We start from the raw sequence: 14,502 nt of genomic DNA on the forward strand, positions 1-14,502 counted from the left end.
TCATCCCCTCAGAATACCACCGGCGGCCTGCACCGCCTCGGGTGTATCGACATCCACATGCGCGGCCGCCCCAAGCTCCACGTCGATGATCGGCAGGCCACAGGTCTCGATCACATGCCGAGCGCCGACATCCCCCTCCAGCAGCATCAGATCGGCGAAGGTGGCACGCGGCAGGATGACCGGATTGCCACGTTTGCCGTTGGCGACGGCCCGCACGATCGCACGTCCCTCCGCCTCCAGGAAGGCGACGGCTAGCCGCTCGAGATCTTCGACCTTGAGCCCCGGCATGTCGGCCAGCAGCACCATGACGCCCGCGACATCGGCCAGCACCGGCGCAGACAGACCCGCCTTCAGTGAACTCGCCATGCCGGTCGCAAAATCCGGATTGTCGACGATGGTTAGCGGCAGGTGCGTCAAAGCCTCTGACACCTCCGCCGCCCGATGCCCGGTCACCGCCACGAGCGGCCCCTGAAGCGCATCGAGCGCCCGCTCGGCGATGCGGCGGACCAGAGGAACGCCCTCGAACTCGGCAAGCAGCTTGTGGCCCGCCTCGCCCATGCGGCTCGCCCGCCCGGCCGCCAGAAGAACAGCGCCCAGATCCCGCTCGGACAACGTCGCGCGTGCCGCCTCGCGCGGCCGCGGCCGGCTTGGAATTTCCATCAGCAATCCTCCGACACCCAGACCGGCCAACACCGCATCCTCCGGTGTTTCGCCGGCTAACAGCCGACTGAGAACCCAGTCGAACCCATTCTCTTTCGGCGAGCGCGCGCATCCGGGCGCAACGATCACCGGCACCGCGCCGACATGGCCGAGAACCAGCAGATTGCCGGGATCGACCGGCAGCCCGACCCGATCCACCACGCCGCCGGCCAGCCTGATCGCCTGCGGCAAAACATCGAAGGCATCGCAGACGGCGGAGGCGCCGAAGAGGATCACCATCCGCGCACTTCTGCCGCCATCCGCCTGAAGCGCGGCGCGGATCGCCTCTGCCACCTCATCCTGCCGATGCACCACTCGCCGTTCCGACACAATGACGCTGCCCGACGCATCGAGGCGGCGACGCAGCAGTTGCGCTGTCTTGTCGAGCACCGAGGCCTTCATCTGCGGCAGTTGTGTCTGGATCAGCGAGACGGAATGCGACTTGTAGGGTTTCACCCTCACCGCCGCCCCGCCGGCCAAAACAGCCCGTGCCGCCTCGACCGTCTCGGCACGAACGGCAAGCGGAATGATCTTGATGGTGGCCACCATGTCGCCAGCCTGGACAGCCGCATGATCGGCAAGACAGGCAATGGTGATCGCCGGATCGATCCTGTTGAACCGGTCGATCAGCTCGCGGTCGGCGCGAAACAGGCCGTTGACGGTCGTATAGACATTGACACGCCCGGTGCTTGCTTCCGTCTTGCGCAGGCCGGTCAGGTCGAGTGCGCCGGCGAGGCGCTCCGCTGCCGCGTCCTCGGTCAGATCGCCGGCCTCCAGGCGTGCAACGATGACGGTCTCGATGCCGTCGGCCTGAAGCTGCCGCACGTCGTCCGCCAAAAGCAGCGTGCCTTTGGCCAGTTTCCCGCCGGACAACAGGATGCCGTGGGCGAGAATCGCCCCTTCCGCATTTTTGACCGGCACCGGGCCGAAGATCATGCGGCCTCTCCCGACAGTGTGCGGCGGCGGAAGGCCTGTACGATCTCGGCCATGATGGCGAGCGCGATCTCCTCCGGGCTGGAGGCACCGATATCAAGGCCGATCGGCGCCCGGATGCGGGCAAGCTCAGTCTCGGTGAGCCCCATCGCCGCCAACCGTTCCAGCCGTTTGCCATGCGTCTTGCGGCTGCCCAGCGCCCCGACATAAAAACAGCCGCGGCGCAGCCCTTCCGCCAGAGCAAAATCGTCGATCTTCGGATCGTGGGTGACGGCCGCAAGCGCCGTATAGGCATCGAGCGGCCGCTGTGGCAAAACATCCTCCGGCCAGTCGGCGATAAGATCGACACCCTCGAAGCGTTCGGGTGTGGCAAAGGCGGTGCGCGGATCGATGATGGTGAGATCATATCCAACGATCGGCGCCAGCTTCGCCAGCGCCTGCGTGATGTGCACGGCACCGATCGCCACGATCCGTGGCGGCGGCAGGTGGACGTTGAGAAATACGGTTTCGCCCTCGATCTCCACCGTGCCGGATTTTCCAGCACGCAAGGCCTTTTCCGCCGCCTCCCTGAGCGTGTCCGGCCAGGCCTCGCCTTCCGTCAGAACCACGGACCGGCCGGTCAAAAGATTGGTCGCAAGCAGGCTTCCCTGGCGGGCCCGGCGCGCGGCGTTCAGAGCGGCAAGAACCGAGAGATCCATCAGGTGAGCCTTTCGACATAGACGCGGATGCGCCCGCCGCAGGAAAGCCCCACTCGCCAGGCGGTTTCGTCCGCCACGCCAAATTCGAGCAGTCTCGGTGTGCCGGAGGCGATCACGTCGAGCGCCTCGGAAATCACCGCCCCTTCGACGCAGCCGCCCGAGACGGAGCCTTCGAAATTGCCGTCTTGGTCGATCACCAGATGGCTTCCCGCTGGTCGCGGCGCAGAACCCCAGGTCTCGATGACCGTTGCAAGCGCCACGTTGCGACCGTCGCGTCGCCAGCCTTCTGCCGTCAGCAGCGGATCGATGGTGCCCGTCATGATGGTCTCCCGGAAAAATGCCGGCCGGTCAGAAAGCGGCGCGGATCTGCTGCCTTCGATGTATGTCCGGAAAGGGCTGCCGCAAGATCTGCCAGCGAATTCAGGGTGTGCACAGGCCGAAATTCGTCGACATGCGGCAGCATGGCCCTCACCCCGCGCGCTCGCGCCTCAAAACCCTCGAAGCGCAGCAGCGGGTTGAGCCAGATCAGCCGTCGACAGGAACGATGCAGACGATCCATTTCGAGCTCCAGTTCCTCCACGCCGTCGCGCTCCAGCCCGTCGGTGATCAGAAGCACCACCGGCCCGCCGCCAAGCACCCGCCGCCCCCAATGGCGGTTGAAGCGGGCAAGCGTCGCCCCGATGCGCGTGCCGCCGGACCAGTCGGAAACCTGCGCCGTGCAGGCGGCCAGCGCCTCGTCCGGATCGCGCTGGCGCAGGGCCCGCGTCACATTCGTCAGCCGTGTGCCGAATAGGAAGACATGGCAGCGCCGCCGCTTTTCCATCACCGCGTGACAGAACGACAGGAAGATCCGGCTGTATTGGCTCATCGAGCCGGAAATATCGAGGAGCACCACCAGCGGCGGTGTCTCGCGCCGCCGGCTGCGGAATTTCGGCAGCATCAGATCGCCGCCGGTGCGCATGGCGGCGCGCAGCGTTGCGCGCGGGTCCAGCCGCGGCGGATGCGACGAGGCCCGAAAGCGCCGTGTCACCACCGTCTGAAGCGGCATGACGAGTTTCGCGATCTCGCGGCGCGCCAGCGCCAGTTCGGCGGCGCTCATCTGGGCGAAATCCGTCTTGCGCAACACTTCCGAACCGGAGGCGGTAAAGCGTGCATCGGTTTCGATCTCCGGCGGCGCCTCGCGTTTCGGCGGCCTGGCCTGATCGGCCACCAGCGAATCGTTGACACGCGAAGAGGCGGGTTTCGGTTTTTGCTTCTCCCGCGTGTCGGCGATTTTCGGCGACATCATCTGAATCATCTTTTCGATGAGATCGCGCTTGCGCCAGAACAGCCGGAACGCCTCGTCAAAGACCGGAATGTCCTCGCGCCGCTTGACGAAGACGGCCGAAAGCGCGGCGTGGAACTCATCCCGTGCACCAAACCCGATCGCCTCGGCGGCAGCCACTGCGTCGAGCGTTGCCTGCGGCGAGGTTTTCAGGCCCGCCCGGCGCAGCACGCGGGAAAAATAGAGGATGTTTTCCGCCAGGCGCCCATCGCCGGTGGGAACAGGGGGCAGGACGGCACCGTCGCGGGACAGGCTCATGAGATCAGCCCGCCGCCAGCAGTTCCGCCTTCACCTCGGAGAGGATACGCTCGCCCTCGCCTCCCCGGATGCGGGCAATATCATCCTGGTATTTCAGAAGCGTGCCGAGCGTATCGGAGATCGTTTCCGGGTCGAGCGCGATCCGGTCGAGTTCGGTGAGTGCGGTCGCCCAGTCGATGGTTTCCGCCACACCCGGGTTCTTGAAGAGATCGACGGTGCGGAGCTTCTGCACATAGGAAACCACCTGCCGCGACAACGCCTCGGCGGCACCGGGCACCTTGCGGGTAAGGATCGCCAGTTCCTGGGCCGCATTGGGGTAATCCACCCAGTGGTAGAGGCAGCGGCGTTTCAGCGCGTCGTGGATCTCGCGCGTGCGATTGGTGGTGATGATGACGATCGGCGGTTCCGCCGCCTTGATCGTGCCGAGTTCCGGGATCGTCACCTGAAAATCGGAGAGCACTTCCAAGAGATAGGCTTCGAAGGCCTCGTCGGCGCGGTCCAATTCATCGATGAGGAAGACAGGCGCCGCCTCCCCCGCGTGCCCCAGCGCCTGCAGCACGGGACGCCGGATCAGGTGGCGTTCGGAATAAAGATTGGCCTCCAGCCGGTCGCGGTCCTCGAGGCCGGCGGCCTCGGACAGACGAATGTCCAGCATCTGCGCCGGATAGTTCCATTCGTAGACGGCAGACGAGACGTCGAGCCCCTCGTAACACTGCAGGCGGATCAAAGGCCGGTTCAGCCCCTTCGACAAGGCTTTCGCGATTTCCGTCTTTCCGACGCCCGCCTCGCCCTCCAGGAAAAGCGGCCGTTTCATCTTCAGCGCCAGAAAGATCACTGTCGCAAGTCCGCGGCCGGCAAGATAATCCTGCGCCTCCAGGAAGGTGATCATCTCGTCGATGGATTGCGGCAGATGCGGCGCGGTCTCTTCAGCCATGGTGATCCTCCCATGGTGGTGATGCTACAGCGCGTGGAAGGCCCGGTCCAGATAAAGAAGCGGCGGATTGTCCGGCCCGAAATGCATGGCCACCACCGTTCCGAACAGCACGAAATGCGTCGACATGCGGCGAATGTCCAGAAGCCGGCAATCGAAGGCCACGAGCGCATCGGACAGAACCGGCGCACCGGTTGCAAGCCGCTGCCAGGTGCCGAGCGCAAAACGGTCCTCGACCGGCAGTTCGTCAAAACCGGCCAGTGCACGGGCCAGCGGCTGATGATGGGCGGCGAGCGCATTCAGCGCAAAACGGCCGCTCTCCTCGAAAATCGAATTTTTTGCATTGCTGGCATTGAGGCAGACCAGAACGGTCGCCGGGTCATCGGAGACGGAGCAGGCCGCGGTCGCGGTGACACCCCGCCGAACGCCCTCCCATTCGGTGGTGACCGCCTGCACATGGCCGGCATAACGTGCCATACCGTTGCGGTAGATGGCGGGATCGACGGGCACCGGGACGGGTTTTTCGGATAAGGTCACGCAATCTCCTCCCTTGCGGCCAAGGACAGGCCACATCCGAAGCATATGGACAAATGGTTGACGCTTGTCCACCGGCGCAGCAGCGAAGGGGCCTGAAGACCACATTCCTGCGTCGGCCTGTCGCGCACCTCCGGCCGGCTTATCGCCAGCCTGCCGCGGGACGGTTGCGGAATTTCTTTGACCCACGCTGCAGCGCAGCTAAATGTGAGGCAATGATAGGGAAAATCGCCGCATGATGCCACGTCCGTTTCGCTTTGCGCTTCCGCTCGTCTCAGCCCTGCTTGCGGCAGATACGACCTGGGCTGCCGTGATCGGCGTTGTGGCGCCGCAGCAAGGACCTTATGCCTCGCTCGGCGCGCAGATCCTGGCTGGCGCCCGGGCCGCAGCGGGAGAGGCCGACCAGATCATTGCCCTCAACGAGACCTGCGAACAGGGCAATGGCACAGATGTCGCCGACCGGCTGATGGCGGCCAATGTCGCGGTCGCGATCGGATTTCTCTGCGTCGAAACCGCGGCGGAAGCGCTGCCCCGCCTGAAGATGGACGCCATCCCGGCCATCTCCGTCTCCGTCCGCTCGAAAATCCTGATGGAGGACGCGGAACGTTACCAGTGGCCCTTCTTCCGGCTGGCCCCGGTCGATGGCATGGAGGCGAAAAAGATCGCCGAGGTGATCCTCAGCCGCTGGCAGAACCGCCCGATCGCGCTCGTCGATGACGGCACCATTTATGGCCGCGAACTGTTGAGCGCGGTACGCCAGCAGATCGAGGCCGGCGGCATCAAACCGGTCTTCACCGATACCTTCCGCCCCGGCCAGGAACAGCAGCTGGCGCTGGTCCGCCGTCTCGTGACCGCCGGTGCCAGCCACGTTCTGGTGGGCGGTGACCGTAATGATGTGGCCACCATGGCCCGCGATGCGGCCCACGACGGCGCCTCCCTCACCTTTGTCGGCGGCGACGTGATGCGCGCCGCAGACCGCCCGGTGCCGCTGACGGATGGCACACTGGCCGTTGCGCTGCCGCCTTATGCCGATCTTCCGGCGGCAAACGAAACCTCCGCAAGGCTCCGAAGCCAGGGCATCGAGCCGGAAGGCTATGTGCTGCCGGCCTATGCCGCCGTGCAGATCGCAAAGGCAGCGCTGGCAAAGTCGCCTCAACCGCCGGCAGAAGCCCTGAAGAACCTTGCGGCAGAGACGGTCATCGGCCGCATCCGGTTCGGTGACGACCGGGAGCTCGCCGAAAACCCGTTCCGCCTGCAGGAATGGCGCAACAATGCCTTCCATCTGGTGGAACCGGAAACCGAATAAGCAGAGCGAGCGCCAATTGTGTGCAGGCAAAGGGAGTGTTAAGCGGGCGCAAAGCACACTGCCGACCCGGAGGAACCCCATGCCGTCGCCGATCCTGATTGCCCCGTCCGTTCTCGCCGCCGATTTTTCCAAGCTCGGCCAGGAGGTGCGCGATGTCGTGGAAGCGGGCGCCGACTGGATCCATCTCGACGTGATGGACGGCCATTTCGTGCCCAACATCTCCTTCGGCCCGGATGTCATCAAGTCGCTTCGCCCGCACACGGACGCCTATTTCGACTGCCACCTGATGATCGCGCCCGCCGATCCCTATCTCGAAGCCTTCGCCAAGGCCGGCTGCGACAGCATCACAGTCCATGCGGAAGCCGGCGCCCATCTGCACCGCTCGTTGCAGACCATCCGCGCGCTCGGCAAGAAGGTCGGCGTCACGCTCAATCCGGCAACCCCGCTTTCGGTTCTCGAAAACGTCATCAATGACGTCGACCTGATCCTGATCATGAGCGTCAATCCGGGTTTCGGCGGCCAGAAATTCATCCCCGCCATGATCGACAAGATCGCCGCCGCAAAAAGCCTGATCGGCGGCCGGCCGATCGATCTGCAGGTCGATGGCGGCATCACCGCCGACACGATCGGCGCCGCGGTCAAGGCCGGCGCCAATGTCTTCGTGGCGGGCTCCGCCGTCTTTAAGGGCAACAGCGTTGCGGCTTACCGCAGCAATATCGATGCGCTGCGTGCCGCATCAGAAAGCATCGTGGTTTGATCGAAGCGCGCCGCTCCCGACCAATCCTGCGCCTGCCGGCCATTCCGGTGCTGGCCGGCGCAATCGCCTGGAGTTTTGCCGCGGGCCTGATTGCCGCCCTTCATCTCGCCCAGACCGGCCGTTTCGACGGTTTCAACCTCTCCGCCATCCTGACGGTCTATGCCGCGGGCGGGGCGCTCTCCTGGCTCATGTCGGTCGTCTGCCTGGCGCTTCTGCGTCCCCTTCTCGTCACATCACCGATCACACTCGTTCTGGTGGCTTTCCTCGGGCTTGGCCTTGCCACCATCACGGTCACCGCCGGCCTGTTTGCCCTCGATTACCGCGCCTTCTACGCCCGCTGGCATGCCGATGCCTTCAGCCGGGACTGGTTCCTGCAGCAGGCCTTCACCACCGCCTCCGCCGTCTACCAGTTCCTGGTTATCGGTCTGCGCATGTACCTGCCCTATGGACCGCTCGTTCTGGCAGGCGCAACGGCGCTGCTTTTGCGCACGACGCGCTGAGGTCCCAAGGGGACCCAATATCGAGGCTTGGTATTGCCCGCTCTTCTTGCTAAAGCGGGCGCAAATCCTCCGAAAACCGCCAAGGAAACCTCGATGATCCCCCGTTATTCCCGGCCAGAAATGGTCGCCATCTGGTCGCCCGAAACCAAGTTCCGCATCTGGTTCGAAATCGAAGCCTATGCCTGCGACGCACTGGCCGAGCTCGGCGTGATCCCGAAGGACGCGGCAAAGACCATCTGGGAAAAGGGCAATGCTGCGGAATTCAACGTGGCGCGCATCGACGAGATCGAGGCCGTCACCAAACACGACGTCATCGCCTTCCTGACCCATCTCGCCGAATTCGTCGGTCCGGACTCGCGCTTCGTGCACCAGGGCATGACCTCGTCCGACGTGCTCGACACGACGCTCAACATCCAGCTGGTGCGTGCCGCCGACATCCTGATTGCCGGCATGGACCGCCTGCTCGCCGCGCTGAAGACCCGCGCCTTCGAACACAAGGACACGATCCGCATCGGCCGCAGCCACGGCATCCATGCCGAACCGACGACCATGGGCCTCACCTTTGCCCGCTTTTATGCCGAGATGGCCCGCAACCGCGCCCGTCTCGTTAATGCCCGCGCCGAGATTGCAACGGGCGCAATTTCCGGCGCCGTCGGCACCTTCGCCAACATCGATCCGCGCGTCGAAGAACATGTCTGCGCAAAGCTCGGCCTCGTGCCGGAACCGGTTTCGACCCAGGTTATTCCGCGCGACCGCCATGCCATGTTCTTTACCACGCTCGGCGTCATTGCCTCCTCGATCGAAAACGTCGCGATCGAGATCCGCCACATGCAGCGCACGGAAGTGCTGGAAGCGGAGGAATTTTTCTCGCCGGGCCAGAAGGGTTCGTCGGCCATGCCGCACAAGCGTAACCCGGTGCTGACGGAAAACCTGACCGGTCTTGCCCGCCTGGTGCGCATGTCGGTGGTACCGGCGCTGGAAAACGTGGCGCTCTGGCACGAGCGCGACATCTCGCACTCCTCCGTCGAGCGCGGCATCGGCCCGGACACGACCATCACGCTCGATTTCGCGCTGAACCGGCTGGCCGGCGTGATCGAGAAGCTGGTCATCTATCCGGAGAACATGCTGAAGAATCTCAACAAGTTCCGTGGACTTGTTCATTCGCAGCGCGTCCTGCTTGCCCTTACGCAAGCCGGCGTGTCGCGTGAGGATGCCTACCGCCTCGTGCAGCGCAATGCCATGAAGGTCTGGGAACACGGCGCCGACTTCCTGGAGGAACTGCTCTCCGACCAGGAGGTGCGCGCGGCGCTGTCCGAAGAGACGATCCGCGAAAAATTCGACCTCGGTTACCACACCAAACACGTCGACACGATCTTCAAGCGCGTCTTCGGCTGATCCGCGACCAGGGTCCGCACAATTGTCAATCGGCCGGGACGGATCGCCGTCCCGGCCGATTTTTTCTGTCGACGCTTATTTGCAGGCGAACCGGTCTTCGCCAGACCCCGCGGCACCGGTCGCTCGGGTCACCTCGGGATAGGGGCAATAAAGGAAACGTGTCTCCTTCAGATGTTCGGCCTCCTTGTTGCCAGCCGTCACACCAGCCGCAACCGCACCCGGCGCCTTGCCCTCTTCCACCCAGGCAACCAACGGTGAGAAGAAATCGAAGTCGTCATAGGACGGACCGCCTGCCCCGTGCGGCATGCCCGGCACGCGGTAGAGTTTGACAGAATCGCCCGCCTTGCCGCCGTTGTTTTCGTTAAGTTTCCGGTACCAGTTGACCGTGTCGACCACGGAAAACACCGGATCGGCGTTACCATGGAAAACAATCATCTTGTGGCCGGCATCACGAAACGCCTTGAGGTCCGGATTGTCGGCACCGGGCGGGATCATGAAATCAGCGGCGGATTCGGTAAAGGTCGCGTCCTTGGCAAAGACCTTGGATGCCTGTCCTTCGATGTCGAAGTTCAGCAAGAAACGTTGCAGGTCCTCCGGCGTCCCGCCAACCGGGACCGGTGGCGTGATGAAGACCTGCGCCAAGGAAGCAGCACCCATCACGCCGATGATCGGCCGCTTGCCCCAGGCCTCCACCGGACTTTCGAGCTTCCAGCCGCGCCAGTTGTTGGACGCCATGCCGGGATCCCAGACCCAGCTGCTATAGAGCTGCTCGCCCTTGGCATTCAGCGGTCCCTTGTGGCTTGTGACAAGCGCTGCGATCTGCGCGGTCGACAGGCAATCCTTGTCACCCTCCTTGGCGCAGGCGAGGCTCTCCGGTTTGAACGCCGCTTCGCATCCATCGGAATCGGCGACGATGCCGTCCTGCAATCCGTCGAGAGCATCGCAGGCCTTCAGAATGCCCTTGGCCAGCACCTGCATGTCCTCGCGCGAAAAAGCCTTCGCGATCTCGGGGTTCACCTTCGACCAGGCCTGCACGTCGAGCGCATGTTGAAGGGCAGCCTTGGGCAGGTTGAGACCGGGGTAACCCGCCAGAATACCGTCGAACATCGCCGGCGTCCGGGTGGCTGCCACCAGACCATGACGGCCGCCATTCGAACTGCCGATGCCGTAACGGAAGGCGATCTTCTTGCCATAATGGGTTTCGACCAGCGCCTCGGCCAGCGGATTGAGGGTCGCAACCGCGCCATAACCGTAATCGCGGCGTGCCTGCGGGTCGAAACCGAATGCCGCGCCTCCGGCAAGCCCCTTGTCCGGATTGGCTTTTCCATCATGGCCGGCATCGCTCGAAACGACCGCATACCCGCGCGCCAGTGCCGTATCGGCCTTGTTGCCGCCCAGGGTCGGCCCCAGCGCAGGAACGACCGCACCGTCATTGCCGCCGTTGAACTGGTGCACGAAACGGCCGTTCCAGGCCTTCGGCAACCGCAGCTCGAAACGGATGGCATAGGTCTTGCCGTCGACGCCCGTGCGGTCCGGCGTCTTGCCGCGCACCAGGCAATGTTCCACCGGGATCTCCGGCGTCGACGCAGTCTCCGCAGCCTCGGTGATCTCCACGCCGGCAGGGTGAGCGCCGCTCGTCTTGAGATCGGCACATGCCGTCGCCGCAGCCGCAAATGACGGCACCTGCAGCAATGCCATTGCTGCCGCGCCGCACCAAAAGGTTCGTTTCATGAGGTCCTCCCGCTCAGATTCGACACCGCAACTTTCCTCCCATGCGGTGTCGCGGAAAGATTAACATTCGTCGCGGAGGCAAGATAGTATGTGTTGCATATTATTTTTCACGCTTCGGCCCGGTCAGAAACTCTTGACGCGGCCCGCCGTCAAACGCAGATAGGAGGCTATGAAGGCTTCCGACGCAGACATTCTCATCATCCCCGGTTACACCAATTCCGGCCCATCCCACTGGCAGACCCGCTGGGAAACCAAGCTGCAGACCGCGCGGCGCGTGGAACAGGCAGAATGGTCGAAACCGGTCAGGGAGGACTGGGTTGCGCGTGTTGCGGAGGAGGTCAACGCATCGACCCGTCCCGTCGTGCTGGTGGCCCATTCGCTGGGCGTTCCGACGGCGATCCATGCGATCCCGCATTTCCGCAACCGTGTGGCCGGCGCCTTCTTCGTTGCGCCGCCCGATGTCGCCAATCCGGCGATCCGGCCGAAACACCTGATGACGTTCGGCCCCTATCCGCGTGATCCGCTGCCGTTTCCATCCATGACAATCGCCAGCCGCAACGATCCCTTCGGCTCCTATGAGCATGCCGATGAGATCACCAATGCCTGGGGATCACTGTTGGTCGATGCCGGAGAAGCTGGCCATATCAATGCGGATTCAGGCCACGGCCCCTGGCCGGAAGGCACGATGGTCTTTGCAAAATTCCTCGCAGGATTGAAAGCGTGAATCGCAAAAACAACCCAAGCTTGCCACATTCTGGCAATCGTCCCGCACGGCGCGCATTTCCTTAAGTTTCATTTAATACAGATTCGTCAAAATAGCCTCCGCACAAGGTGTTTGTCGGAGCGATCTGGTCCGTGTTTCCAAAGCTGAAATCCCATCCATTGCGGGCCGATGAACTTGCGGCTCTGGCAGTCAGCATCGACCATCTGCCCTTGCCAGCGGCTGTGCTGGAACCGGACGGTGGACGTTTCGTACATGCCAATCACCTGTTCCGCACGGAATGGCTCGGACGGCCTGCACGCGATCTCGCATCGCTTGTGCATCAGGATGACCTCTGGCAATTGCAGGATGCCTTTCGCCACACCGATCCGCCCTCACCGCTCGGCACCACCTGCATGCTGCGCCTGCCGCGTCCGGACGGAACCGTTCGCTGGGCTGAACTGCATGCGCGTGCCTTCGAACCGGAAAAGGCACCGGGCGCCCAGCTTTTCGTTGTGCAACTCGTTGATTTTACGGTCCAGAAGCGGCTGCTCGACGATGTGATCGCACGCGAGACACGCTGGAACGCGGCCCTCGTCAGTTCGGTCTCCGGCGTGTGGGACCACCACTATGCGATCGGCCAGAAATATTACTCACCGATCTGGCGCCAGATCCGCGGCATGGACCTCGAAGATCCCTTGCCGCCCTCGAAGGAAGCCTGGCTGGCCCTGCTGCATCCCGACGATGTGGAACATACGCTTTATGCCATGCAGCGCCAGGAAGAAGGAGACCCGGCCTACCAGGTCTTCGAATACCGGGAGCGGCACAAGGACGGGCACTGGGTCTGGATCGAATGCCGCGGCGCCTGCATCGACCGCGCCGAAGATGGCCGCCCCTTGCGTGTCGTGGGCACCGATACCGATGTCACCGAGCGCAAGGAGGCTCAGCACCGCGCGGTGCAGGTCTCGCGCCGTCTCGAAATGGCGCTTGCCATTTCCGGCGTCGGTGTCTTCGAAGCCGACCTGGTGACCGGTGTGGTCGACTGGGACAGGCGCATGCACGAAATCTACGATGTGTCGATGGATACGGAAATCCGTGTCGGGGAGACCTGGGAGAGTTTTCTGCATCCGGACGACAAGGAGGCCGTTCTCGCCAATGTGGCCCGCAGAACCGAACACAATCGCTGTTTCTCGGACCAGTACCGGATCCTCCTGAAAGACGGTCGCGAACGCTACGTCCGCAGCTGCAGCATGACCTTTATCGACACCGACGGGCATGTGAAGCTCGTTGGCGCCAACTGGGACATCACCGAGGACGTCATCCTGCAGCGGGAGCTGGAGCGGGCAAAATCGCTCGCCGAGGCGCGCAACATCGAACTCGAGACCGCCCGGGTGCGCATCGAACACAATGCGATGCACGATTACCTGACCGGGCTTCCCAACCGCCGTTATCTCGACGAGATGCTCGGCCTTTATGCCAGCGAATGTGCGGCCAAAGGCCAGGCGCTGGCGGTCCTGCATCTCGATCTCGACCGCTTCAAGCAGATCAACGATACGCTCGGCCACAATACCGGCGATGCGGTCCTCAGGCACGCGGCGCGAATCATGCGCGACAACGTCCGGGCTGAAGACTTTGTCGCCCGGATCGGCGGTGACGAGTTCGTCGTTCTCGCGCGCTTCGAAGGCAATCCGCGCCGGCTGTCGAACCTCGCGGAACGCATCATCCGCGACATGCGCAAACCGGTCTCCTGCGAAGGCCGTGAATGCCGTTTCGGCGCCAGCATTGGTATCGCCTGGGCAGACGCCGGCATCCTGGATCCCAAGCAGATCCTGCTGAATGCCGATATCGCCCTCTACCGCGCCAAGAACAACGGCCGCAACCGCCACGAATTCTTCTCGGCCGATACCCAGATCGAAATCGCCAAGACGAAAGCGCTCTCCGATCAGATCCTGCAGGCGCTCGAACGCCGCGAATTTTTCCCCGTCTATCAGTTGCAGTTCGACGCACGCACCCTGGATGTCTGCGGTGTCGAAACGCTGGCCCGCTGGCGCCACCCGCACGAAGGCACGCTCAGCCCGGACAAGTTCATCCCGACGGCCGAAGATATCGACGCCATGGCGACGATCGACGCGCAGATTCTCGAACAGGCTCTGGAGGATTTTTCAGCCTGGCAATCCGCCGGCGTCGCCATCCCGAAACTGTCGGTCAATGTCTCCTATCGACGGCTGCGCGATCCTGCCCTGACCAAGACGGTCCGGCGGCTGTCGATCAGGCCGCAGACGCTGGCCTTCGAACTGCTCGAATCCACCTTCCTCGACGACTGCGAGGAAAGCGTCATGATGAGCCTCAAACGCATCCGCAAGCTCGGGATCGGCATCGAGATCGACGATTTCGGCACCGGCCACGCCTCGATCGTCAGCCTGATGCGGCTGTCGCCTTCAGCCCTCAAGATTGATCGGGAACTCATCCGCAGCCTGCCGGAATCGCGCGATCAGGTACGGCTGGTGCGCGCCATCATCGACATCGGCAAGTCGCTCGGCATCCGCGTCGTGGCCGAAGGTGTCGAGACCATGCAGCACGCCCGCATCCTCAAGGAGATCGGCTGCGACGTGCTCCAGGGATATGCGCTGGCAAGACCCATGCCCTACGCGCAGATCGCATCCTTCATCCGGACGGGAAGCTGGCGATCCGACGACTGAATACGAAAAGGCGCAGCACGGAACATCCGCTGCTGCG

At 63.5% G+C, this 14,502-nt stretch carries 13 protein-coding genes; 6 read left to right on the plus strand and 7 right to left on the minus strand.

Annotated features, from left to right (window positions below; genetic code table 11):
* Genes OU993_RS25710 through OU993_RS25735 form a run of 6 tightly spaced genes read right to left on the minus strand, consistent with a single transcriptional unit; the run spans position 1 to position 5,320 of the window.
* Positions 1–1,635 carry a molybdopterin-binding/glycosyltransferase family 2 protein gene (locus OU993_RS25710; RefSeq protein WP_268161760.1) on the minus strand — a complete coding sequence of 545 codons (1,635 nt, stop codon included), beginning with the start codon at positions 1,633–1,635 and terminating at the stop codon, positions 1–3.
* Complete coding sequence (locus OU993_RS25715) at positions 1,632–2,330, minus strand: XdhC family protein (protein WP_268161761.1); 699 nt, start codon at positions 2,328–2,330, stop codon at positions 1,632–1,634. The genes OU993_RS25710 and OU993_RS25715 overlap by 4 nt, the downstream gene beginning before the upstream one ends.
* Positions 2,330–2,650: an XdhC family protein gene (locus tag OU993_RS25720; RefSeq protein WP_268161762.1), complete on the minus strand. Its 321-nt coding sequence runs from the start codon at positions 2,648–2,650 to the stop codon at positions 2,330–2,332. The genes OU993_RS25715 and OU993_RS25720 overlap by 1 nt, the downstream gene beginning before the upstream one ends.
* A complete protein-coding gene (locus OU993_RS25725) occupies positions 2,647–3,912 on the minus strand; it encodes a vWA domain-containing protein (protein ID WP_268161763.1) in 1,266 nt (421 codons plus the stop codon). Before OU993_RS25725 ends, OU993_RS25720 begins: the two co-directional genes overlap by 4 nt.
* Before the next feature lie 4 nt (positions 3,913–3,916).
* Positions 3,917–4,846, minus strand: coding sequence for an AAA family ATPase (locus OU993_RS25730; protein ID WP_268161764.1), 930 nt, complete (start codon positions 4,844–4,846; stop codon positions 3,917–3,919).
* 24 nt (positions 4,847–4,870) lie between these two features.
* Positions 4,871–5,320 carry a flavin reductase gene (locus OU993_RS25735; RefSeq protein WP_268162534.1) on the minus strand — a complete coding sequence of 150 codons (450 nt, stop codon included), beginning with the start codon at positions 5,318–5,320 and terminating at the stop codon, positions 4,871–4,873.
* A gap of 295 nt (positions 5,321–5,615) precedes the next feature.
* Here OU993_RS25735 and OU993_RS25740 point away from each other — a divergent pair, with 295 nt between their 5' ends.
* The 4 genes from OU993_RS25740 to purB all read left to right on the plus strand — a co-directional run bounded on the left by OU993_RS25740 (position 5,616) and on the right by purB (position 9,335).
* Entirely contained in the window at positions 5,616–6,683 is a 1,068-nt protein-coding gene (locus OU993_RS25740) for a branched-chain amino acid ABC transporter substrate-binding protein (protein ID WP_442793060.1), read from the plus strand.
* A 79-nt stretch (positions 6,684–6,762) separates the two neighbouring features.
* The gene (gene rpe, locus OU993_RS25745) at positions 6,763–7,440 is read left to right on the plus strand and encodes a ribulose-phosphate 3-epimerase (protein ID WP_268161766.1); all 678 of its coding nucleotides are present in this window, start codon (positions 6,763–6,765) and stop codon (positions 7,438–7,440) included.
* Positions 7,437–7,940: a hypothetical protein gene (locus tag OU993_RS25750; RefSeq protein WP_268161767.1), complete on the plus strand. Its 504-nt coding sequence runs from the start codon at positions 7,437–7,439 to the stop codon at positions 7,938–7,940. Before rpe ends, OU993_RS25750 begins: the two co-directional genes overlap by 4 nt.
* A gap of 93 nt (positions 7,941–8,033) precedes the next feature.
* Complete coding sequence (gene purB, locus OU993_RS25755) at positions 8,034–9,335, plus strand: adenylosuccinate lyase (RefSeq protein WP_268161768.1); 1,302 nt, start codon at positions 8,034–8,036, stop codon at positions 9,333–9,335.
* A 75-nt stretch (positions 9,336–9,410) separates the two neighbouring features.
* Here purB and OU993_RS25760 read toward each other — a convergent pair whose 3' ends face one another.
* Entirely contained in the window at positions 9,411–11,066 is a 1,656-nt protein-coding gene (locus tag OU993_RS25760; protein ID WP_268161769.1) for a tannase/feruloyl esterase family alpha/beta hydrolase, read from the minus strand.
* 169 nt (positions 11,067–11,235) lie between these two features.
* Between OU993_RS25760 and OU993_RS25765 the strand changes: the two genes are divergently transcribed.
* Together OU993_RS25765 and OU993_RS25770 are read left to right on the plus strand one after the other, a co-directional pair.
* Positions 11,236–11,790 carry an RBBP9/YdeN family alpha/beta hydrolase gene (locus OU993_RS25765; protein ID WP_268161770.1) on the plus strand — a complete coding sequence of 185 codons (555 nt, stop codon included), beginning with the start codon at positions 11,236–11,238 and terminating at the stop codon, positions 11,788–11,790.
* Between the two features lie 131 nt (positions 11,791–11,921).
* A complete protein-coding gene (locus tag OU993_RS25770) occupies positions 11,922–14,465 on the plus strand; it encodes a sensor domain-containing protein (protein ID WP_442793039.1) in 2,544 nt (847 codons plus the stop codon).
* Positions 14,466–14,502: the final 37 nt, after the last annotated feature.

Source organism: Rhizobium sp. SL86 (assembly GCF_026672545.1).
Classification (GTDB): Bacteria; Pseudomonadota; Alphaproteobacteria; order Rhizobiales; family Rhizobiaceae; genus Neorhizobium.

Bases quoted from the DNA above. Each gene is read 5' to 3' on its own strand.
- OU993_RS25710 (WP_268161760.1), bottom strand. From the start codon at position 1,635: ATGATCTTCGGCCCGGTGCCGGTCAAAAATGCGGAAGGGGCGATTCTC.
- OU993_RS25715 (WP_268161761.1), bottom strand. From the start codon at position 2,330: ATGGATCTCTCGGTTCTTGCCGCTCTGAACGCCGCGCGCCGGGCCCGC.
- OU993_RS25720 (WP_268161762.1), bottom strand. From the start codon at position 2,650: ATGACGGGCACCATCGATCCGCTGCTGACGGCAGAAGGCTGGCGACGC.
- OU993_RS25725 (WP_268161763.1), bottom strand. From the start codon at position 3,912: ATGAGCCTGTCCCGCGACGGTGCCGTCCTGCCCCCTGTTCCCACCGGC.
- OU993_RS25730 (WP_268161764.1), bottom strand. From the start codon at position 4,846: ATGGCTGAAGAGACCGCGCCGCATCTGCCGCAATCCATCGACGAGATG.
- OU993_RS25735 (WP_268162534.1), bottom strand. From the start codon at position 5,320: ATGGCACGTTATGCCGGCCATGTGCAGGCGGTCACCACCGAATGGGAG.
- OU993_RS25740 (WP_442793060.1), top strand. From the start codon at position 5,616: ATGCCACGTCCGTTTCGCTTTGCGCTTCCGCTCGTCTCAGCCCTGCTT.
- rpe (WP_268161766.1), top strand. From the start codon at position 6,763: ATGCCGTCGCCGATCCTGATTGCCCCGTCCGTTCTCGCCGCCGATTTT.
- purB (WP_268161768.1), top strand. From the start codon at position 8,034: ATGATCCCCCGTTATTCCCGGCCAGAAATGGTCGCCATCTGGTCGCCC.
- OU993_RS25760 (WP_268161769.1), bottom strand. From the start codon at position 11,066: ATGAAACGAACCTTTTGGTGCGGCGCGGCAGCAATGGCATTGCTGCAG.
- OU993_RS25765 (WP_268161770.1), top strand. From the start codon at position 11,236: ATGAAGGCTTCCGACGCAGACATTCTCATCATCCCCGGTTACACCAAT.